This is a genomic window from Kitasatospora sp. NPDC093679 (genome assembly GCF_040683455.1).
In the GTDB taxonomy this organism is placed as follows: Bacteria; Actinomycetota; Actinomycetes; order Streptomycetales; family Streptomycetaceae; genus Kitasatospora; species Kitasatospora arboriphila.
In genome coordinates this window covers 57,855-79,164 of record NZ_JBFBDW010000008.1, presented here as the reverse complement: position 1 = coordinate 79,164, position 21,310 = coordinate 57,855, and the positions used below count along the sequence as shown (strand labels likewise).

The window sequence follows — 21,310 nt, the reverse complement described above, 5'->3', positions numbered from 1 at the left end:
AGCAGGGCGGAACGGTCCGCTGCCGTCCGGGCGCGGCCGCCCACCCGGATCGACAGGTGGCAGCCGGCCCTACCGCGGCATCGCCCCGTCCGAGCCGCCCCCGACGGCTGGCGCCCCCGCGAGCAGCACGTCCAGCAGCCGGACGGCGGCCGCCTTGTCCAGCGGGTCGTTCCCGTTGCCGCACTTGGGGGACTGCACGCAGGACGGACAGCCGCGTTCGCACTCGCAGGCGGCGATGGCGTCGCGGGTGGCCGTGAGCCACTGCACGGCCCGGGTGTACCCGCGCTCGGCGAAGCCGGCTCCGCCGGAGTGGCCGTCGTAGACGAACACGGTGGGCAGGCCGGTGTCCGGGTGCAGCGGCACCGAGACGCCGCCGATGTCCCACCGGTCGCAGGTGGCGAACAGCGGCAGCAGGCCGATCGAGGCGTGCTCGGCGGCGTGCGCGGCACCCGGCAGCTGGTCGAACGGGATCTCGGCGTCGGAGAGCTGGTCCTCCGTCACCGACCACCACACCGCCCGCGTCCGCAGTGTCCGCGGGGGCAGGTCGAGCTTGGTCTCGCCGAGGACCTCGCCGGTCGAGATGCGCTTGCGCAGGAAGCCCACCACCTGATTGACCACTTCGACCGAACCGAAGCTCAGCCGGGCCTCGCCCCACTCCTCGGACCTGTCGGTCGACAGCACGGAGATCGACGTGATGTCGCGGGCCGCCGTGGTGTAGGGCGGATCGGCCGCCTCCACCAGGGCGACGGAGGTCTCCAGGTCGAGGTCCCGCACCAGGTAGGTGCGTCCCCGGTGCAGGTGGACGGCGCCGGTGTGCACGGTGGTGTGTGCGGCTGCCGCGTCGACAGTGCCGAGCACCCGTCCGGTGGGGGCCTCCACGATCTGGACGGGGTTGCCGCCGCTGCCGCGCAGGTCGACCCCGTCCGCCGCCCGCTCCCGCCGGGTCCAGTACCAGGAGCCGTCCGCGCGTCGGCGGAGCAGCCCCCGCCGCTCCAGGACGGGGAGCAGCTGGGCGGTGGACGGCCCGAAGAGGTCGAGGTCGGCATCGGTGATCGGCAGTTCGGCCGCCGCGGCACACAGGTGCGGAGCCAGGACGTGCGGGTTGTCCGGGTCGAGCACGGTCGCCTCCACGGGGTTGGCGAACAGCGCCTCCGGATGGTGCACCAGATAGGTGTCGAGCGGATCGTCACGGGCGATCAGCACCGCCAGCGCGCCCTGCGCCTCCCGGCCCGCCCGGCCGGCCTGCTGCCAGAGCGAGGCCCGGGTGCCCGGGTAGCCGGCCAGCAGGACGGCGTCCAGACCGGAGACGTCGACGCCGAGCTCCAGCGCGGAGGTGGAGGCGAGGCCGAGCAGGCGACCGGAGTGCAGGTCGCGTTCCAGCGCCCGTCGTTCCTCGGCCAGATAGCCGCCCCGGTAGGCCGCGACCCGCCCGGCCAGCGGGTTGCCCAGCAGGTCCTGCGCCTGGAGGGCGACCAGCTCGGCGGCCCGGCGGGAGCGGACGAAGGCGACCGTCCGCGTCCCGGACTCCACCAGGTCCGTGAGCAGGTAGCCGGCCTCCGCGGTCGCCGTCCGGCGGACGGGCGCGCCCTGCTCACCGACGTGCTCGGTCAGCGGCGGCTCCCACAGCGCGAACACCAGCGGGCCGCGCGGCGACGCGTCCTCGGTCACGGCCACCGCGGGCAGTCCGGTCAGCCGCTCGGCCGTCACGGCCGGTTCCGCGGTGGTGGCGGAGGCGAGCAGGAACGTCGGGTGGGACCCGTACCGCGCGCAGAGCCGCCGCAGCCGCCGCAGCACCTGGGCGACGTGCGACCCGAACACGCCGCGGTAGCTGTGGCACTCGTCGACCACCACGTACCGCAGCGCCTTGAGGAAGGAGGACCATCGTGCGTGCCCGGGCAGGATGCCGCGGTGCAGCATGTCCGGGTTGGTGAGCACGTACGAGGCGTACTGGCGCACCCACTCGCGCTCCTCGGGCGGGGTGTCCCCGTCGTACAGCGCGACCCGTACCCGTGGCGGTACGAGTTCGGCGGCCCGCCTGCGCTGGTCGGCCGCGAGCGCCTTGGTCGGGGCCAGGTAGAGCGCGGTGGCGCCGCGGCCGTTGCGGGCCTCGGTCCCGTCGAGCAGTGCACTCAGGACGGGTGCCAGGTACCCCAGGGACTTCCCCGAGGCGGTGCCGGTGGCGATCACCACGCTCCGCCCCGCCTGCGCCGTTTCCATCGCCTCCGCCTGGTGCGCCCACGGCTCGTGCACGCCGAGTCCGGCGGCGGCCTCCCGGATTTCCGGACGGATTCCTTCCGGCCAGGAGGAATGGCGCGCGGGGCGGGAGGGAAGGTGCTCCGTATGGGTGAGGCGGTCCGACCGGCCCCGGTTGGTGGACAGGGTCTTCAGCAGTGCTTCGGGCGCGGTGTGACGGGGCGGCATGAGGACCCAGTGTGTCACCGGCGTGACGGAGAATCGCCGCAAGCCATCGTGCGGGCATGGTCACAGGTGGTTCAATGAGGCCGTGACGGCCGCACGGCCGAGGGACGCACGCCGGTGCTGGTCAGCAGCGGCTTGCCTCGCCCGGCCTGCGACCACGCGGTGGCGGCCGCCCGCCCGAGGATCGCAATGACGTAGCAAGGCAAGGTGCTGGAGGTTCCGTGGACCTGTCCCTGTCGACCCGTACGGTCGGCGATCGCACGGTCGTCGAAGTCGGCGGCGAGATCGATGTGTACACCGCCCCCAAGCTGCGCGAGCAGCTTGTCGAGCTCGTCAACGACGGCAACTACCACCTCGTCGTCGACATGGAGGGCGTTGACTTCCTCGACTCCACCGGTCTCGGCGTGCTGGTGGGCGGGCTCAAGCGGGTCCGTGCGCACGAGGGTTCGCTCCGTCTGGTCTGCAACCAGGAGCGCATCCTGAAGATCTTCCGGATCACGGGCCTGACCAAGGTCTTCCCGATCCACAACTCGGTGGACGACGCCGTCGCCTCCACCGACTGATCGTCTTTCCCGCACCGGCGGGGCCGTGTCGCGGCCCCGCCGGTGCGGCGGGGCCGGTGGCGGCCCCGCGCCGTGGCGTGCGTGCACGTCACGGCCCACCAGGGAGCAACCCCGGAGGGGGAGGAATGGCAACCGTCGAACTTCGATTCAGCGCGCTTCCCGAGCACGTGCGCACGGCCCGGCTGGTGGCCGCCGCCGTGGCCAGACGTGCCGGGGTCGACGAGTCGGTGCTCGACGAGGTCCGCCTGGCCGTGGGTGAGGCCTGTTCGCGGGCCGTCGGCCTGCACCAGCGCGGAGCCGCCCACGGGGCGATCCGCGTCGCACTGATCGAGCAGGAGAAGCGTTTCCTCATCGAGGTCGCCGACGAGGCCGGCGACGCCTCCGTACCGTCCCCGGCTTCCGGCGAGAGCGCCGACCCCGACGAGGACGCCCTCGGGCTGGCCGTGATCAGCGGCCTGGTGGAGGACGTCGAGGTCACCAACGGTGGCGAGGGCGGCCTGATCAGGATGAGCTGGCCGGTCTCCACCGCACCCGTCGCGGTCTGATTCCCCCGACCTGCTCCTGCCGGAGGCACGTAGGCACCCGCATGCGGGGCGCACTCCCGGCATGCGCTGCCCGCGGCCTCGCCCGTGTCCGGCGGCTCGCTTGTCCGCCGCCCCCCGGTTGTCAGCCGGCCCCCGGCCTGTTGGTCCCTCGTCCGCCGGGCCCCTGCTCGCCGGCCGGTCCCGTGACCGCCTGCCGCTGCGGCCGGGTCCCGCCACGCCTGCGCACACATTGACAAATTGTTGAAGCGGGCTGTTTCCTGCTCCCGGCGCGACCGGTTCGGTACGAGAACGACGGGACGAGTGACACCCTCATGCGCATACGCATCCTCTGGCCGGCCGGACAGGCGACGGCCGAGCTCCGGTCGACGCCCACCACGGAGAAGCTCTGGGCCGCGCTGCCGATCGACTCCACGGCCCGCACCTGGGGCGAGGAGGTCTACTTCGACGCCGGCGTGAGCCTGCCGCGCGAGCCGGACGCGGCACAGGTCGTGGACCCGGGCACGGTCGCGTTCTGGACGGACGGCGACAGCCTGGCGCTGCCCTTCGGCCCGACCCCGATCTCCCACGACGGCGAGTGCCGCCTCGCGAGTCCCTGCAACCTGCTCGGGGTGCTGGACGGGGATCCGGGAGTGCTGCGCACGGTCCGTGACGGGGACGCGATCCGGGTCGAGCGGGCGTAAGGGGCGGTCGGCGGGCGGGTGGACGGCCGTGTAGGTTCGCAGATCGACGTCCGCGACCGAAAGGCACCCGGTGAACAAGCGACTGCTGACCGTCCCCGCGCTCGGCGCGCTGCTCGCGTTCGGCGCCGTCGCGTGCGGCGGCGACGACAACACCAAGCAGCTCGACGGCTGGGCCAAGAGCGTCTGCGACGCCGCGCGGAGCCCGATCGCCCAGTCGCGGGTCGCGCTCGCCGACACCGCCAAGGTGACGCCGGGCGAGGCGCCGGTAGCGCTGCAGAAGCGCCTCTCTGCGGACCTGGCCGAACTGGCCAAGTCCAACGCCGGGTTGGCGGACGCCGTCGACAAGGTCGGGGCTCCGAAGTCGAAGGACGGCGAGACGGCCCGGACGGACGCGGTGAACGAGCTCCGCAAGGCCGCCCAGGGCTACGTGGACGTCCAGAAGAAGCTGGACGCCCTGGCCACCGACGACCAGGCGAAGTTCGCGGACGGCCTGCGCAGCGTGGGCGACCAGGTCCAGCAGCTGGCCCAGCTCTCCACGCAGGGGCTGAACCGTCTGCAGACCGGTGAGGTGGGCGACGCGATGAAGCGGCAGCCCGGGTGCAAGGCGCAGGCCGTGGCGGACCCGGTGGCCACCGACACCGCGTCGGCGGGCACGGACCAGTCCGGCTCGGGCGGGACGGGGACGCAGTCCGGCGCACCCTCCGGCAGCTCTTCCGGCAACGGCTCCGGCAAGCCCTCGGCGAAGCCGTCCGGCAGCGCCTCGGGCGCGTCCACCGCGCCGTCCGCGGGCGCCTCGGCCCAGCAGGCCCAGAAGTCCGGTGCCGCCTCACCGAGCACCTCCGCCGGCTGACCGGCCAGGACCGGCCAGGACCGGCCGCGACCGGCCGCGACCGGCCGCGACCGGGCCGCGACCAGGTCAGGGCCAGCCAGGGCCAAGCAGGATCAAACAGGACCGGCCGGATCGGGGTGCGTGCGCCGCGCGCACCCGCCGCGGTCGCACCCGTCACCGGCCGCGGTCGCGCGACAATGGCGTGGTGACCAACAGCCCTACGCCCGATCCCGTCCGCCTCGCCAGGCTCCGTGAGGCGCTGCTCGCCGCCCAGTACACGGCCGACGGCTGCCTCGACCTGCTCGGCCCCACCGCCTACGCCGCCCTCGCCCGCAGCGAGACGGTGCCCGCCCTGCGGGCGACCCGGGGCGGCAGCCCGCTGGAGACGCTGGTGCGGTTGTTCCTGCTGCAGCAGCCCGTGCCGCGCGCGGCCGCCGCGGCCGCACTCTCCGTGGAGGACTGCCTGGCCGACGGCTGGCTGACCGAAGACGGCGACCAGGTGCGGGCGACCGTCGACGTGCGCCCGTACGCCAACGAGGTGGCCGGGCTGCCGAGTGCCGACGCCTGGGTCGTCTCCGACCTCGGGTGCGCGGTGGGCGGCGCCGGCGGCATCGGCGCCGGGGAGAGCTCCGGCGGCGTGGCCCGTCGGGACCTGGTGCTCGGTGTGGGCGGCGCCTCCACCACCTTGGCCAACCTGGCGGTGCGGCGCCCCGTCCGGTCCGTCCTGGACCTCGGGACGGGCTCCGGGGTGCAGGCCCTGCACGCGGCGCGGCACGCCCAGCACGTCACCGCCACCGACCTCAACCCGCGCGCCCTGTGGTTCGCCCGGCTCACCCTGGCGCTCTCCGGTTTCGAGAACGCCCGGACCGCCGAGGGCAGCCTCTTCGAGCCGGTCGCGGACGAGAGGTTCGACCTGATCGTCTCCAACCCGCCGTTCGTGATCTCGCCCGGCAGTCGCTTCGTCTACCGGGACGGCGGCATGGCCGGTGACGACCTGTGCCGGAGCATCGTCCGCGGCGCCGCCGCGCACCTGGAGCCCGGCGGGTACTGCCAACTGCTGGCCAACTGGCAGCACGTCAAGGGCGAGGACTGGCACGAACGGCTGGCCGGCTGGGTGGCCGGTACCGGTCTGGACGCCTGGGTGGTGCAGCGCCAGGTGCAGGACATCGCCGAGTACGCCGAGCTGTGGCTGCGCGACGGCGGCGACCACCTCGGCCGGGGCGCCGACTACCGGGCGCGGTACGGGGAGTGGCTGGACGCCTTCGAGGCGGCGGGCGTCGAGGGCGTCGGCTTCGGCTGGATCACCCTGCGGGCGAGCGGTGCGGCCGAGCCGACCGTCCGGATCGAGGAGTGGCCGCACCCGGTCGAGCAGCCGCTCGGCCCGCACATCGAGGAGTGGTTCGCCCGTCAGGACTTCCTCCGTGCCCACGACGACGCTGCGCTGCTCGCGGCCCGTTACGTGCTCGCCGAGGAGGTGGTGCAGGAGCAGGTCGGCGCGCCCGGCGCGGAGGACCCGGAGCACGTGATCCTGCGTCACAACCGCGGCATGCGGCGGGCGACCAAGGTGGACACGGTCGGAGCCGGTTTCGTGGGCGCCTGCGACGGCAGCCTCGCTGCGGGCGACATCGTCGACGCCATCGCCCACCTGCTGGGGGAGGAGCGCGTGATGCTGCGGGACCGGGTCCCGGAGTCGCTGCGACTGCTCACGGAGCAGGGTTTCGTCGCGCCGGTGGCGCCCTGACGGCCGACGGATGACAGCCGACGGGGGTGGGGCGGCCGACCCGGTGTCGACCGCCCCGCCCCCGTCGTCCAGCCCGTCCCGCCCCGTCGTCCTGTCCGGCGGTGGCCCGTCGGCGTTCAGGGCGCCGTCACGGGTGGAACAGCTCGCTGATCTTGGTGATCCGGCCGGCGGAGTCGACCGTGATGTCGTAGTTGCCGCCGTAGCAGGAGTACGGCTGGGGGACCTCGCGGTTGTGGGCGCAGTCCTCGGCGTGGGTGGCGAACTCGGCCAGCGGGACGGCCTTGGGCGACATCGTGCTGCTCATCGCGAACAGTTCCGCGGTGGCTCCCGGGGCGAAGGTGTAGGCGCCGGCCGCGCCGGTGGGCTCGTAGTAGCCGTCGTCGTCGATGTCGGGTCCGCAGACGAAGCGGGTCGGCGTCGCGGTGACCTTGGTGGCGGTGGCGGCCGTGACGTTGATGACCTTGTGGCCCGGACGCTGGGCGGCGGCCGTGCAGTCGGCTGCGGGCTTGCCGGAGCCGGAGGGCTTGGCGGTGGTGGTGCGGCCGGTGGAGGGCTTGCCGCTCGGCCTGGTGCTCGGCTTGGTGGTCGGGGTGGCGCTCCCGGTCGGCGCGGACGTCGCGGAGGACGACGGAGCGGCGGAGGCCGTGGTGCCGGCGCCCGGGGCGGCGGTGTCCGCGCCGGTGCCGTTCGGGTCGCAGGCGGTGAGGGCGAGCGTGGCGGCGCCCAGCAGGGCGGCGGTTGCGATCAGACGGCGTGCGGACATGGCGGTTCTCCCCCCGAGTTCGACCGGCGGGCTCCGGCCGAGGCGATGTGGTCCTGCTGTGGTGCCGCTACTGGTGTACCCCCTGCGAGCGCGGTGCGGGGTCTGCCGTAGCGGGGCTGTGACAGCCCGGGCCGAGCCGTTACGCGGGCGGCCTCCCCGTGACGTTCCGCGGGCCGTCGGCGGGACGCAGCCGGCACAACGGTCCCTCCGGCCACTCGGGCGCGTCCCCTCACCCGAGCCCCCTCGGCCTCGCCGGCCCGTCCCGCCTCGCCGGCCCGTCCCGCCGGGCCCGCGGCCGCCGCCACGCCGTCGAAGCATTGTCCACAGACCGTCGTTCACCTCTCCGCCCCCGGGATGTTCCCCGTCGTACGTCGAACGTCAGTCCGGGGTTGTCCGCGGGATGCCAGGCTCCGTCCACAGGTTGTGGACGAGCGCGCTCGGGACGGCGCGCCGGGCCGATGGACCGAAGCCAGGGAGGGCGGGACGGTGGAGACGCCGACGGCGGTCGCGGCAGGAGCGGTTCTGACCTTCTTCGGCAGCGCACTGCTGCTGTGGTGCGCCGCCGAGTTGCGCCTTCGCCACCATCTGCGCCGTCACGGGATACCCGCGACCGCCCGCGTGGTCGCCGACGGGGATCCGTACGGCGAGCCCTACGGCGACACCTTCGGCGAGCTCGACAGCGCGCCGCTGCTCTCCTACACCGCGCTGCCGGAGGTGGAGGTCGTGTCGGTGCGCGGTGCGGCCGAGGCCGGGCGGGCCCGTGCCGTCCGGGCAGCCGAGACCGTGCTGGCGCGCCCCCGCGGGACGACCCCGCTGCGGCGTCCGGCCAGACTGGTGCCCGGCGCCCTGGTGCAGGTCATGTACGACGCCCGGCGGCCGAGCCGGGTCGTGCTGGCCGGCACCGACCTGCTGCCGACGCTGGCCACCGACGTCTTCTGGGCGCTGCTCGGCACCGGCGCCCTGGCCGGCGGCCTCAGCCTGTTCGCCTCGCTCCTGGCCCGCTGAGAACGGCTGCCGCCGACGCGGACCCGGCCACCGGCCCGATCCCGCCGTCGGCGTGAACCCGGGGCCGGCGCGGACCCGCTCCCGGCGGGCCGAACCCGAGGAGGGCCCCCGCCCGGGAGAACCCGCGAGGTGCGTGCGGTCCCTTCGTCCACGGCCGGCCCGGGCCCGTCGCCGTCGGCCGGGATACGTCCGGATCCGGCCTCCTCGTCGGCCGGCAACCCCCTCCGTGGGGCGCGCGGCCTCGTCGTCGGGTTACCGTTCGAGTGGCGTCGGTCGGCCTTGCCGGTGAAAAAGCGGGAACCGTCCGTTTGACAAGGGTGGCCAGGGTACGGTCACACTCCGCTGGTGGGGTCGTCGCACAGCGACAGCCCCGGACGGCGGAAGGACGGGCTGAGCGCCTCCCCCGCCGCCCGCGCCGCCAGCACAGATAACGACCGGGAGAGAAGAGCGAAGGTGTCCCCGAGCAGCGAGACCGCGCACGGCAAGCGACTCGTCATTGTCGAGTCGCCGGCCAAGGCCAAGACGATCAAGGGCTACCTCGGCCCCGGCTACATCGTCGAGGCCAGCGTCGGGCACATCCGGGACCTGCCCGGCACAGCCGCCGAGGTGCCGGACCGCTACACCGGCGAGGTCCGCCGGCTCGGTGTCGACGTCGACCACGACTTCGCCCCGATCTACGTGGTCAACGCCGACAAGAAGTCGCAGGTGACCAAGCTCAAGTCGCTGCTCGCGGAGTCCGACGAGCTCTTCCTCGCCACCGATGAGGACCGCGAGGGCGAGGCGATCGCCTGGCACCTGCAGCAGGTGCTGAAGCCCAAGGTGCCGGTGCACCGCATGGTCTTCCACGAGATCACCAAGGACGCCATCCAGGAGGCCGTCCGCAACCCGCGCGACCTCAACCAGCGCCTGGTCGACGCCCAGGAGACCCGCCGCATCCTCGACCGCCTCTACGGCTACGAGGTCTCGCCGGTGCTGTGGAAGAAGGTCATGCCGAAGCTGTCGGCGGGCCGCGTGCAGTCCGTCGCCACCCGGCTCGTGGTCGAGCGCGAGCGCGAGCGGATGGCCTTCCGCTCCGCCTCGTACTGGGACCTGGTCGGCACCTTCTCCACCGGCCGCACCGCGAGCGACGCCGCGAACCCGGAGAACTTCGGCGCCCGGCTGGTCTCCGTCGACGGCCGCCGGATCGCCACCGGCCGCGACTTCGGTTCCGACGGCCGGCTGCGCGACGCCGCCGCGGCCGCGAACACCCTGCACCTCGACGAGCAGGCCGCCCGGACGCTGGCCGCCGCGCTGGAGCAGACCGCGTTCGCCGTCCGCAGCGTCGAGTCCAAGCCCTACCGCCGATCGCCGTACGCGCCGTTCCGCACCACCACCCTCCAGCAGGAGGCCAGCCGCAAGCTGGGCTTCGGTGCCAAGCGGACGATGCAGGTCGCGCAGAAGCTGTACGAGAACGGCTTCATCACCTACATGCGCACCGACTCCACCACGCTGTCGGAGACGGCGGTCGCCGCCGCCCGCGCCCAGGTCACCCAGCTCTACGGCGCCGACTACCTGCCGGACGCGCCGCGCGTCTACGCCAGCAAGGTCAAGAACGCGCAGGAGGCGCACGAGGCGATCCGCCCCTCCGGCGACCGCTTCCGCACGCCGGCCGAGACCGGCCTGTCGGGCGACGACTTCCGGCTGTACGAGCTGATCTGGATGCGCACCGTCGCCTCGCAGATGAAGGACGCCGTCGGCCAGTCCGTCACCGTCCGGGTCGGCGGCCGCTCCGCCGACGGCCGGGACGCCGAGTTCTCCGCCTCCGGCAAGATCATCACCTTCCACGGCTTCCTCAAGGCCTACGTCGAGGGCGCCGACGACCCCAACGCCGAGCTCGACGACCGCGAGCGCCGGCTGCCCCGCGTCACCGAGGGCGACCCGCTGGCCGCCGACCGGCTCAACCCGGAGGGCCACGCGACCAAGCCCCCGGCGCGCTACACCGAGGCCTCGCTGGTCAAGGAGCTGGAGGACCGCGAGATCGGCCGCCCCTCCACCTACGCCTCGATCATCGACACGATCATCAACCGCAAGTACGTCTTCAAGAAGGGCACGGCGCTCGTCCCGTCCTTCCTCTCCTTCGCCGTGGTGAACCTGCTGGAGAAGCACTTCGGCCGGCTCGTCGACTACGACTTCACCGCCAAGATGGAGGACGACCTCGACCGGATCGCGGCCGGCCAGGCCGAGTCCGTGCCGTGGCTGAAGCGCTTCTACTTCGGCGAGGGCGAGGGCGCCGGCACCGCCGCGGGCAGCGCCGCCGAGGCCGGCAACGGCGACGGCGACCACCTCGGCGGCCTGAAGGAGCTCGTCACCGACCTCGGCGCGATCGATGCCCGGGAGATCAGTTCCTTCCCGCTGAGCGAGGAGATCACCCTGCGGGTCGGCCGCTACGGCCCGTACGTCGAGAAGGCCTCCGCCGTCGAGGGCGAGCAGGGACAGCGCGCCGACATCCCCGACGACCTGCCGCCGGACGAGCTCACCGTCGAGCTCGCCGAGGAGCTGCTGGCCAGGCCCAGCGGCGAGCGCGCGCTCGGCACCGACCCCGGGAGCGGCAACCCGCTGGTCGCCAAGGACGGCCGCTACGGCCCGTACGTCACCGAGGTGCTGCCCGAGGGCACCCCGAAGACCGGCAAGAACGCGGTCAAGCCGCGCACCGCCTCGCTCTTCAAGACGATGTCCCTGGACACCGTGACCCTCGAGGACGCGCTGCGCCTGCTCTCGCTGCCCCGCGTGGTCGGCACCGACCCCGAGGGCAACGAGATCACCGCGCAGAACGGCCGGTACGGCCCGTACCTCAAGCGCGGCACCGACTCCCGGTCGCTGACCAGCGAGGACCAGCTGCTCACCATCACCCTGGACGAGGCGCTGGCCGTCTACGCCCAGCCCAAGCAGCGCGGGCGCGCGGCCGCCGCCGCCCCGCTCAAGGAGCTCGGCACCGACCCGGTCAGCGAGCGCCCGGTGGTCGTCAAGGACGGCCGCTTCGGGCCGTACGTCACCGACGGCGAGACCAACGCGACGCTCCGCAAGGACGACGACGTCGAGACGATCACCCCGGAGCGCGGCTACGAGCTGCTCGCCGAGAAGCGTGCCCGCGGGCCGGTGAAGAAGACGGCCAAGAAGGCACCCGCGAAGAAGGCCGCGGCGAAGAAGACGGCGGCGAAGAAGACCGCCGTGAAGAAGACGGCCGCCAAGACCACGGCGGCCAAGAAGACCACCGCCAAGAAGACCGCCACCAAGGCGACGGCCACCGGGGCCGCGGCGGCGAAGGGGTCCGCGGCCGCGCCCGACGAGGACTGAGCCGGCCCGCACCACGCGACCTGCGCCACGCGGACCCGCACCCTTGTGGGTGCGGGTCCGCGGTGCGTCACAACCGTGTCATGACCGGCTTCCGGAACCCCGTCCGCCCCATGGGCCCTAGCGCCCGACCGCTACGCTGACGGTATGACGAGTGAGGAGCAGACCACCGGTCCCAGCACCGCCCCGCCCGACCGTCCGGAGGTCACGCCGGCCGGGACACCAGGTGAACGGGCCCGGGCGCTGCTCCGGCTCCGCCCCTACCGCAGGCTGTGGACGGCCCAGTTGGTCAGCGGCACCGCGGACCGCCTGTCGCTGCTCGTCCTCGTCCCGCTGACGGTGGTCGCCGCCGTGGCCGGCGGGCAGTTCGGCGACGGCTACCGGTCGCTGGCCCTCGCCGTGGCCGCCGTGTTCACCGCGCGGATGCTCGCCACCGTGCTGTTCGGCGCCGCCCTGCTCGGCCCGGTCCACGCGCTGTTCGGCGAGAAGCTGGACCGCCGCTGGGTCCTGGTCGGTGCGGACGTGCTGCGCGCCGTCCTCGTCGGCGTCGCCGCCTGGTGGTCGGTCTGGACGCCGGGCGCCGCCACCTGGGTGCTGCTCGGCACCGTCTTCGCCGCCGGCGCCGCCGAGCGGATCTGGGCGGTCGCCAAGGCCGCCGCCGTCCCCGGCCTGCTGCCGGCCGCCGACCCGTACGCCGCGGCCGACCGGCGCAAGCCCTCCGCCGCCTCCCTGGACGCCGTCCGCACCGTGGACGACCGGACGGGCTGGGCCACCGTGCCGCTCGGCGCGACCGCCCTGGTCGCCCTCACCCTGCTCAACAACGTCCTCGCCGCACTCGGCCCGGACTGGCTGCGGGACCACCAGATGACCTCCGCCGCGGTGGGCGGCGCCCTGATCTTCGCCGCCTCCGCCGTGCTGGTCTTCCTGCAGGAGCTGCCCGCCGGCCCCGCCGCCGCCCCGCACTCCCCGCTGCAGGGCCTGCGCGCGCCCGTCGACGCCACCCCCGGCAAGGCGCTGAGCAAGGGCCGCACCGGTTCCGCCCCGTACTTCACCTTCGCCGTCGCCGCGGCCTACGCCTCGATGGCGGGCGTCGCCTCGCTGGGCCTGCTGACCGCGCTGGAGCACCGGGCCGGCCCGGTCGGCTACGGCCTGGTCGTCCTCGCCGCGGGCCTCGCCCCGGCCGCCGGCGTCCGGCTCACCCGGGCCACCCTGCCCTCGTTCTCCCGCCGCCGGCTGCTCACGCTCGCCCTGCTCGTCGAGGGCGTCGCGCTGATCCTGGCCGGCCTGGTGCTGGACTTCGTCCTCGTCCTGCTGCTCACCGTGCTGGCCGGCGTCGCCGCCGGGCTGACCGTGTCGGTCGGCCGCACCCTGCTCGCGCAGGAGGTCGAGGAGGTGCGGCTGCCCAAGGTCACCGAGCACCTCTACGCGGTGCTGCGGGCCGTGGTCGGTAGCGCGCTGATCGCCGTCCCGCTGATCGCCGCCGCCTACGGCGAGGTCACCCTCGGCCGGGTCGAGCCGGGCAGCTTCACCTTCATCCACGACGGCGCCGCGCTCGCCGTCTCCACCGCCGGCCTGCTCACCCTGGCGCTGGCCGCGGTCGTGCTGCTGCGCACCGACGACCGCCGCGGGGTCGCGCCGTTCAGCAAGGAACTGTTCCGGGCCGTCCGCGGCGCCGCCGAGCCGGCCCCGCACCGCACCGCCGGCACCGGCTTCTTCATCGCCCTGGAGGGCGGCGACGGCGCCGGCAAGTCCACCCAGGCCCAGGCCCTCGCCGAATGGATCCGCGCCAAGGGCCACGAGGTGGTGCTCACCCGCGAGCCCGGCGGCAGCCCGGTCGGACAGCGGCTGCGCGGCCTCGTCCTGGACGTCGGCAACACCGGCCTCTCGCACCGCGCCGAGGCACTGATCTACGCCGCCGACCGCGCCGAGCACGTCGAGAGCGTCATCCGGCCCGCCCTCGCCCGCGGCGCGGTGGTGATCACCGACCGGTACATGGACTCCTCCATCGCCTACCAGGGCGCCGGCCGCGACCTCGCCGCGACCGAGATCGCCCGGATCTCCCGCTGGGCCACCGGCGGCCTCCTCCCGGACCTCACCGTGGTGCTGGACGTCGACCCGACCGCCGCCCGGGAGCGGTTCACCGAGGCGCTGGACCGCCTGGAGTCCGAGCCGACCGAGTTCCACGCCCGGGTCCGGGCCGGCTTCCTGGCCCTCGCCGCCGCCGACCCGTCCCGCTACCTGGTCGTCGACGCGGCCCAGCAGCCCGCCCAGGTGACCACCGCGATCCGCCACCGGCTCGACCGCGAGCTGCCGCTCTCCGAGCAGGAGAAGGCCGCCCGCGTCGAGCAGGAGCGCCTCGCCCGGGAGGCCGCCGAGCGCCGCGCCGCCGAGGAGGCCCGGCTCAAGGCCGAGGCCGAGGAGGCCGAGCGCAAGCGGCAGGCCCTGCTGGAGGAACTGCGCGCCGAGCAGGCCGAGAAGGAGCGCCTCGCCAAGTTGGAGGCCGAGCGGATCGCCGCCGAGGAGGCCCGCAAGGCCGCCGAGGAAGCCCGCCTGCGGGCCGAGGAGCAGGCCAAGGAACGCGCCGAGGAGGAGGCCCGCCGCCGCGCCGCCGAGGAGGCCCGGCTCAAGGCCGAGGCCGCCGAGCGCGAGCGCCGGGAGGCGGAGGCCGCCGCCCAGGCCGAGATCCAGCGCCAGCTCGACGTGCAGCGCGCCGAGCAGCGCCGCCGCGCCGAGGAGGCCCTGCAGCGCGCCGAGGAGGCCCGGCTGCAGGCCGAGGCCGCCGAGCAGGAGCGCCGCGAGGCGGAGGCCGCCGCCGCGTCGGCCGCCGCGACCGCGGAACTGCCGCAGGTCGCGGCGGACCGGGACGGCGACGGCACGGATGCCGGGGACGCCGAGACCACCCGGGAGATCCCCGAGGTCGAGCGCCGAAAGGCCGTGCGGGCCGCGGAGCAGGCCGGCCCCGCCGACCGGACGGCCGTCCTGCCGACCGTCCCCGCGGCCGACGAGACCGCCGTGCTCCCGAAGGCCGGGCGCGCCGACTTCCGGAAGCCGCCGGTCGGAGACGAGACCGCGGTGCTGCCGAAGGCCGACGAGACCGCCGTGCTCCCGAAGGCGGAGCGCGCCGACTTCCGCAAGGCACCGCTCACGGACGAGACGGCCGTGCTGCCGCAGGCCGACCCGGACGCGGCCGACCGGGTCCCGCCGGGGCTGTGGCGCGAGGAGCCGCCCGCCGAGACCACCCGCGAGCTCACCCCGGTCGACCGACCGCGCCCGTCCTGGGCCGAGGAGACGCCGATGGACGACCTCCCGAGTCTCACCGACAGCCTGCTGGGCTCGCGCGACGAGTGGGCCCGCTGGGAGTCCGAGGAGGACGGCGAGGAGGGCCAGGAGGGCCAGGAGCGACGCGGCTGGGGCCGCAAGCGCCGCCGGGACTGAGCCCGCGCGGGCGGCCGGCGGAGGCCGCCAGCGGGTAGCGGACGCAACGGACGGGCACCGCGGTCTGAAAGACTGCGGTGCCCGTTTTCCGCATCCGCAGCCAGCCGAGGAAGCCCGTACCCGTGACCGCCGCCGCAGCCGCCCCGTCCACCCGCGCCGCCGAGGCCGCCGCCCCGGAAGCGGCGCGCAGACCCGGCGGCCGGCTGCTGGCACTGGACGGACTGCGCTTCCTGGCCGTCCTGCTGGTCGTCGTCTACCACTACGTCGCGTTCGGGTCCGACTGGGGCCGCCCGCGCGCCGAGCTCTTCCCGGTGCTCTACCGGCCCGCGGCCTACGGCTGGATGGGCGTGCAGCTGTTCTTCCTGATCAGCGGCTTCGTGATCTGCCTGAGCTGCTGGGGCCGCTCGCTCGCCGACTTCCTGAGCTCGCGGGTGGTGCGGCTGTTCCCCGCGTACTGGTTCGCGGTGCTGCTCACCACGGCGGTGCTCGCCGCCGTCCCGGGCGGCAGCCGCCCGCGGGCGACCCGGGACGTGCTGACCAACCTGACGATGATGGAGTACCCGTTCGGGGCGCCCTACGTCGACGGCGTGTACTGGAGCCTGTGGGTCGAGGGCCGGTTCTACCTGATCTTCGCGGTGGTGGTGGCGCTCGGCCTCACCTACCGCCGGGTCCTCGCCTTCTGCCTGCTCTGGTGCGCGGCCGGGGTGCTCGCGATGGCGGCGCCCGGCGAGCAGCTGCTCCAGGTGCTGGCGATGCCCGAGTACTGCTGGTTCTTCATCGGCGGCCTGGCCTTCTACCTGATCCGGCGGTTCGGCCCCGACCTGCTGCTCTGGCTGCTGGTCGGCTTCACCTTCCTGGCGGGTTGCCGGGCGGTGCTGCCCACCTACCGCTTCGTCGCCGCCCAGGCCGGCTACCCGGTGCCCGAGTGGGGTGTGGTGGCGGTGCTCGCCGTCTTCTACCTGCTGATGGCCGGCGTCGCCCTGGACCGGTTCCGCGGCGTGCAGTGGCGCTGGCTGGCCACCGCCGGGGCGGTCACCTACCCGCTGTACCTGCTGCACGAGTACATCGGCTGGGAGGTGATCGACACCCTCGGGAACCGGGTCGACCCCTGGCTGCTGGTCGGCACGCTGCTGGTGGTGATGACCGTCGCCTCCTGGCTGGTGCACCGCTTCGTCGAGCGGCCCGCCGCCCGCTGGCTCAAGCCCCGCCTGGCGGCCTCCTTCGCCAAGGTGCGCGGGGTGCCGCTGCCCGTTCCGCGCCCGTCCGGTCAGGGCCCCTCGATGCACGGCCCGGCGATCCAGGGCCCGTCCACCGACGGCACGTCGGCCCGGCACCCCGCGGCCGAGGAACCGGCCTGCGTGCCGGGGGAGGAGCGGGAGTCGGAGCCGGCCGGGGCCCGCGTGCCGACGGCCGCCCGCGGTGTCGGCGACGGGCGTTAGGCTCGTGGCGGACCCGGCGGGCAGGCGGCCGGGGCGGACGGCGGGTACGGCAGGGAGTACGGCGTGAGCGTGTGGGACGACCTGGTCGGCCAGGACCGTGTGGTCGAGCAGCTGTCCGCGGCCGCCCGTGCGGCACGGGCCACCGTCGCCGCCGGACGCACCGCGGGCGCGCCGGCCGAGCCCGGCACCAACGCCTCGCTGATGACCCACGCCTGGCTGTTCACCGGACCGCCCGGCGCCGGCCAGACCACCGCCGCCCGCGCCTTCGCCGCCGCGCTCCAGTGCACCAGCCCCGACCTCGAACTCGGCGGCACGCCCGGCTGCGGCTTCTGCGAGGGCTGCCACACCGTGCTCTCCGGCAGCCACGCCGATGTGAAGTACGTGCGCACCGACGGGCTCTCCATCGGCGTCGGCGACATGCGCGACCTGGTCCTGCGCGCCGCGAGCTACCCGACCGGCGGCCGCTGGTCGGTGATCCTCGTCGACGCCGCCCACCGGCTCACCGAGGCCGCCGCCAACGCCCTGCTCAAGGGCGTGGAGGAGCCCTCGCCGCGCACCGTCTGGCTGCTGTGCGCCCCCTCCGTCCAGGACGTGCTGCCCACCATCCGCTCCCGCTGCCGGCTGCTGGTGCTGCGCACGCCGTCGGCCGGGGCCGTCGCCGACATGCTGGTCCGCAGGGACGGCGTCGACCCGGGCCCCGCGCACGCCGCCGCCCTCGCCGGGCAGGGCGACATCGAACGCTCCCGCCGCCTCGCCGTCGACGAGCAGGCGCGCGCCCGCCGGGCCGAGGTGCTGCGCATCCCGCTGGAGGTCGCCGACGTCGGCGGCTGCCTCGCCGCCGCCCAGCGGCTGGTCGACACCGCCAAGGCCGACGCCGAGGCCCTGGCCGAGGCCCAGGACGCCAAGGAGACCGACGACCTGAAGGCCGCGTACGGCGCCGCCGAGGGCAGCCGGGCGCCGCGCGGCATGGCCGGTGCGGTCAAGGAGCTGGAGAAGCGGCAGAAGAGCCGGGCCACCCGCACCCGCCGCGAGACGCTCAACACCGCCCTGCTCGACCTGCTCGGCTTCTACCGGGACGTCCTCGCCCTGCAGTTCGGCTCCGCCGGCTCGCTCGCCAACGAGGACCACCGGCAGACCCTCGACCGGATCGCCGCCGCCGGCCCCGCCGAGTCGACCCTCCGCCGGATCGAGGCCGTCCTGGCCTGCCGCGAGGCGCTGGACCGCAACGTCGACCCGCTGCTCGCCGTCGAGGCGATGACGCTCGCCCTCCGGGCCGGCTGAACCACCCCGACCGGCCGCCGGGGCGCCGGACCGACCCGGCGTCCGCTGCGGCGGGGCGCCTCCTGCCGCGACGTGCGCCCCGGAGGGCTTCCGGGTGACGGCATGTCACCTCGCTCGTTCGAGTGAACGTCGCCCGGCGCCCGCCCGGCCCCCGCCGAGCCGCTCGGCCCGTTGTGCACCCTGTGGACGGTCGGTCCGAAAGCCGTGGTCCGGCGACCGTGCTCGCCCGGAGGTGGTACGCCCATGCCCCGTCCGCTCCTCGTCGTCGTACCGCTGCTGGCGGCCGCCGCAGCCGCCGCGGCCGGACTCCGGCTCGGCCGCTCCACCCTCACCGGCTGGCGCGACCTCCGCTCCGCCCGCACGTACGGGCTCGCCGCCGAGCAGCGCCCGCTGCTGCTGCGCGCCGCCGCGGCCGTGCTCTGCCTCGTCGGCGCCGCCGTGCTGGCCGTCGCCGTACTGCCCGGCCGGGCACCCGGCGCCTGGGGGCGGTCGCAGCACCTCGGGGCCTCGGCGGCGTCCCGGCCCGCCCCGGCCCAGGCCGCGCCGGCCGCCGATGGTGCCGCCCCCGCGACACCGCGGCCGGCCGCCGAGCAGTCCTCCGCCACCGCCCGACCGGCGCCGCCCGCCGCCACCGCCTTCACCCCGATCGGGCACCCGGCCGAGGGCGAGCTGATGGAGGCCGCCGTCCCCGGCCCCGACGGCCGGCCCCGCGCCGTCAGGGTCTGGCTGCCCGCGCAGTACCGCACCGACCCGCAGGCCCGCTTCCCGGTGATCGTCCTGCCCTCAGGCACCGCCCGGAAGACCGCCGACGCCGAACTGCCGGACCTCTTCGACGGCATCGCCTCCGCGGTGAAGCTCGGCCGCTCCCGGCCCTTCCTGGTGGTCGCCCCCGAGGCCCCCAGCGGCACCGAACACCCCTGCGAGCTGGTCGCCGCCGCCCCGCAGGCCGTCGCCGACGACGTCGCGCTGCGCACCGCGGTGACCACCGCCTTCCGCACCCTGTCCACCGGACCGGACAGCTGGGGCGTGCTCGGCGTCGAGTCCGGAGCCCCCTGCGCGGCGGCCGCCGGGCTGACCCGCCCGGACCTGTACGGGGCCGCCGCCGCGGTCTCCGGACGGTACGACGCCTCCGCACTCGCCTCGGCCGCCGCCGACGCGCCCGCGGACTCCGCAGGCCGTCTGCTGCTGGCCGCGGCCAAGGCCGACACCGCGGGCGTCGGCGCCGCCCGCGCGCTGCAGACCGCGCTGCACGGCGGCAGGGGCCCGGCCGCCCGCGCCGACGTCAAGGTCTCCGACATCGTGCAGGACTACACGCACGAGCGGGAGCGCCTGCGGCTGGTGCGGGTCGCCGTGCAGTACCTCGCCGACAGCCTCGACCGGGCCCGCTGAGCCCGCCGCACCCGTACCGACGACCGTCCGGGCTCGCTGAGCCCGCCCGCCGACTCCCGGCGACACCGGCACGCCCGGCGGGCCCGGACCCGCCGCAGGGTGTCGGCACCGGGGCGGCCCGGGCGGGGCCCGATACGCTGGGGGCGGCCAGGCGACCGCCCCGCCGAGCCCGCGACCGGCCCGCGCACAGCACCGCCGTTCCGCGCCGTGCCGCGCCCGAGGGAGACCCACACCATGCGAGCCACCCGGCGGAACCGCCCCGCGACCGCCGTCCTGGCCGCCGCAGCCGCCTCGGCCCTGCTGCTGGCCGGCTGCTCCTCCTCCGGCTCGCCGACCCCCGGCGACACCGGCACGCCCGGCGCCTCCGCGGGTGCCTCCGGGACCGCCGCGAAGGCCGCCCCGCTGCAGCCGCTGCCCGAGCAGACCCCGCCCGCGCTCGCCCCCTACTACGCGCAGAAGCTCGACTGGAAGAGCTGCGACGGCGAGTTCGAGTGCGCGCGGTTCAAGGTCCCGCTCGACTACGATCGGCCGGCCGGCGGGGACATCACCCTCGCCGCCGTGCGCAAGGGCGCCTCCGGCGGCGCCCAGCGGCTCGGCTCGCTGCTGCTCAACCCCGGCGGCCCCGGCGGCTCCGCCGTCGACTACCTGGAGGCCGTCGCCCGCGGCTACGACCCGAAGGTCCGCGCCGCCTACGACCTCGTCGGCCTCGACCCGCGCGGCGTCGGCCGCTCCGCCCCGGTCAGCTGCCTCTCCGGCGAGCGGATGGACGCCTACACCGCCGTCGACATCACCCCCGACGACCAGGCCGAGACCGACGCCCTGATCGCCGCCGACAAGGAGTTCGCCGAGGCCTGCAAGGCGAAGTCCGGCGACGTCCTCGGCCACGTCTCCACCGTCGAGGCCGCCCGCGACATGGACGTCCTGCGGGCCCTGGTCGGCGACGACAAGCTGCACTACCTCGGCAAGAGCTACGGCACCTACCTCGGTGCGACCTACGCGGGCCTCTTCCCCGGCCGGGTCGGCCGGATGGTGCTCGACGGCGCGATGGACCCGTCCCTGGACGCCAGGGCCGGCAACCGCACCCAGGCCGGCGGCTTCGAGACCGCCTGGGCCGCCTTCGCCAAGGACTGCGCCAAGCGCGAGGACTGTCCGCTCGGTCGCACCGAGAAGGAGATCGGCGACCGGCTCACCGCCCTCTTCCAGCAGATCGACGCCAAGCCGCTGCCGACCGGATCCGGCCGCAAGCTCACCGAGGCCCAGGCCACCACCGGCGTCATCCAGGCGATGTACGCCGAGTTCCTCTGGCCGCAGCTGCGCACCGCGCTCACCGACGCGGTGGCCGGCGACGGCACCGCGCTGCTCGCGCTGTCCGACGAGTACTACGAGCGCGGCGAGGACGGCAGCTACCCCAACCTGATGGCCGCCAACATGGCCGTCAACTGCCTCGACCTGCCCGCACCGTTCACCGGCCCGGAGGAGGCCCGGGCCGCCGAGGCGGACTTCGCCGCGGCCTCCCCGCACTTCGGCCGCGACATGGCCTGGATGGCCCTCTCCTGCACCTACTGGCCGGACCGGCCGACCGGGCTGCCGCACACCGTCCGCGCCGTCGGGGCCGCCCCGATCGTGGTCGTCGGCACCACCCGCGACCCGGCCACCCCGTACGCCTGGGCGCAGTCCCTGGCCGGCCAGTTGGAGACCGGCCGGCTGCTCACCTACGACGGCGACGGCCACACCGCCTACGGGCGGCGCAACACCTGCGTGGACGGCGCGGTCAACCGCTACCTGCTGGGCGGCGAGGCGCCGGCGGAGGGTACCCGCTGCGCCAAGTAGCGCCCCGGGCCGCGTGGCGCCGGGGGCGTGCGCCTTGTCCACCAGGTAAGACCCGTACCGGG

General features: G+C 75.1%; 14 protein-coding genes. 12 read left to right on the top strand and 2 right to left on the bottom strand.

Translation table 11 applies throughout. The features are described from left to right. Positions 1-69 precede the first annotated feature (69 nt). Entirely contained in the window at positions 70-2,421 is a 2,352-nt protein-coding gene (locus AB0O09_RS09505) for a DEAD/DEAH box helicase (protein WP_363540963.1), read from the bottom strand. Between the two features lie 218 nt (positions 2,422-2,639). Between AB0O09_RS09505 and bldG the strand changes: the two genes are divergently transcribed. The 5 genes from bldG (at position 2,640) to AB0O09_RS09480 (ending at position 6,776) form a co-directional block, all read left to right on the top strand. Next, a complete protein-coding gene (gene bldG / locus AB0O09_RS09500; protein WP_030272780.1) occupies positions 2,640-2,981 on the top strand; it encodes an anti-sigma factor antagonist BldG in 342 nt (113 codons plus the stop codon). A gap of 125 nt (positions 2,982-3,106) precedes the next feature. Beyond that, complete coding sequence (locus AB0O09_RS09495; protein ID WP_363540962.1) at positions 3,107-3,526, top strand: ATP-binding protein; 420 nt, start codon at positions 3,107-3,109, stop codon at positions 3,524-3,526. A 311-nt stretch (positions 3,527-3,837) separates the two neighbouring features. Beyond that, complete coding sequence (locus AB0O09_RS09490) at positions 3,838-4,206, top strand: cyclophilin-like fold protein (RefSeq protein ID WP_363540961.1); 369 nt, start codon at positions 3,838-3,840, stop codon at positions 4,204-4,206. 70 nt (positions 4,207-4,276) lie between these two features. Continuing rightward, entirely contained in the window at positions 4,277-5,056 is a 780-nt protein-coding gene (locus AB0O09_RS09485; protein ID WP_363540960.1) for a hypothetical protein, read from the top strand. Positions 5,057-5,240: 184 nt separating this feature from the next. Next, on the top strand, positions 5,241-6,776 hold the full coding sequence (locus AB0O09_RS09480; RefSeq protein ID WP_363540959.1) for a methyltransferase: 1,536 nt from the start codon (positions 5,241-5,243) through the stop codon (positions 6,774-6,776). 127 nt (positions 6,777-6,903) lie between these two features. Here AB0O09_RS09480 and AB0O09_RS09475 read toward each other — a convergent pair whose 3' ends face one another. After that, entirely contained in the window at positions 6,904-7,539 is a 636-nt protein-coding gene (locus AB0O09_RS09475; RefSeq protein WP_363540958.1) for a hypothetical protein, read from the bottom strand. Between the two features lie 486 nt (positions 7,540-8,025). Between AB0O09_RS09475 and AB0O09_RS09470 the strand changes: the two genes are divergently transcribed. From AB0O09_RS09470 to AB0O09_RS09440, 7 genes are all read left to right on the top strand, one after another. Continuing rightward, complete coding sequence (locus AB0O09_RS09470) at positions 8,026-8,544, top strand: DUF3592 domain-containing protein (RefSeq protein ID WP_363540957.1); 519 nt, start codon at positions 8,026-8,028, stop codon at positions 8,542-8,544. 453 nt (positions 8,545-8,997) lie between these two features. Continuing rightward, positions 8,998-11,877, top strand: a complete 2,880-nt coding sequence (topA, locus tag AB0O09_RS09465; RefSeq protein WP_363540956.1) for a type I DNA topoisomerase — start codon at positions 8,998-9,000, stop codon at positions 11,875-11,877. Positions 11,878-12,021: 144 nt separating this feature from the next. Next, the gene (tmk, locus tag AB0O09_RS09460; protein WP_363540955.1) at positions 12,022-15,309 is read left to right on the top strand and encodes a dTMP kinase; all 3,288 of its coding nucleotides are present in this window, start codon (positions 12,022-12,024) and stop codon (positions 15,307-15,309) included. Positions 15,310-15,431: 122 nt separating this feature from the next. Then, complete coding sequence (locus tag AB0O09_RS09455; protein ID WP_363540954.1) at positions 15,432-16,748, top strand: acyltransferase; 1,317 nt, start codon at positions 15,432-15,434, stop codon at positions 16,746-16,748. A gap of 63 nt (positions 16,749-16,811) precedes the next feature. After that, on the top strand, positions 16,812-18,029 hold the full coding sequence (locus tag AB0O09_RS09450; RefSeq protein WP_363540953.1) for a DNA polymerase III subunit delta': 1,218 nt from the start codon (positions 16,812-16,814) through the stop codon (positions 18,027-18,029). Positions 18,030-18,272: 243 nt separating this feature from the next. Continuing rightward, entirely contained in the window at positions 18,273-19,418 is a 1,146-nt protein-coding gene (locus AB0O09_RS09445; RefSeq protein WP_363540952.1) for a hypothetical protein, read from the top strand. A gap of 234 nt (positions 19,419-19,652) precedes the next feature. Continuing rightward, the gene (locus AB0O09_RS09440; RefSeq protein WP_363540951.1) at positions 19,653-21,248 is read left to right on the top strand and encodes an alpha/beta hydrolase; all 1,596 of its coding nucleotides are present in this window, start codon (positions 19,653-19,655) and stop codon (positions 21,246-21,248) included. Positions 21,249-21,310 lie beyond the last annotated feature (62 nt).

Coding starts and splice junctions, on each gene's coding strand:
- AB0O09_RS09505 (WP_363540963.1), bottom strand. CDS start 2,421: ATGCCGCCCCGTCACACCGCGCCCGAAGCACTGCTGAAGACCCTGTCC.
- AB0O09_RS09495 (WP_363540962.1), top strand. CDS start 3,107: ATGGCAACCGTCGAACTTCGATTCAGCGCGCTTCCCGAGCACGTGCGC.
- AB0O09_RS09440 (WP_363540951.1), top strand. CDS start 19,653: ATGCGAGCCACCCGGCGGAACCGCCCCGCGACCGCCGTCCTGGCCGCC.
- AB0O09_RS09475 (WP_363540958.1), bottom strand. CDS start 7,539: ATGTCCGCACGCCGTCTGATCGCAACCGCCGCCCTGCTGGGCGCCGCC.
- AB0O09_RS09490 (WP_363540961.1), top strand. CDS start 3,838: ATGCGCATACGCATCCTCTGGCCGGCCGGACAGGCGACGGCCGAGCTC.
- AB0O09_RS09445 (WP_363540952.1), top strand. CDS start 18,273: ATGCCCCGTCCGCTCCTCGTCGTCGTACCGCTGCTGGCGGCCGCCGCA.
- tmk (WP_363540955.1), top strand. CDS start 12,022: ATGACGAGTGAGGAGCAGACCACCGGTCCCAGCACCGCCCCGCCCGAC.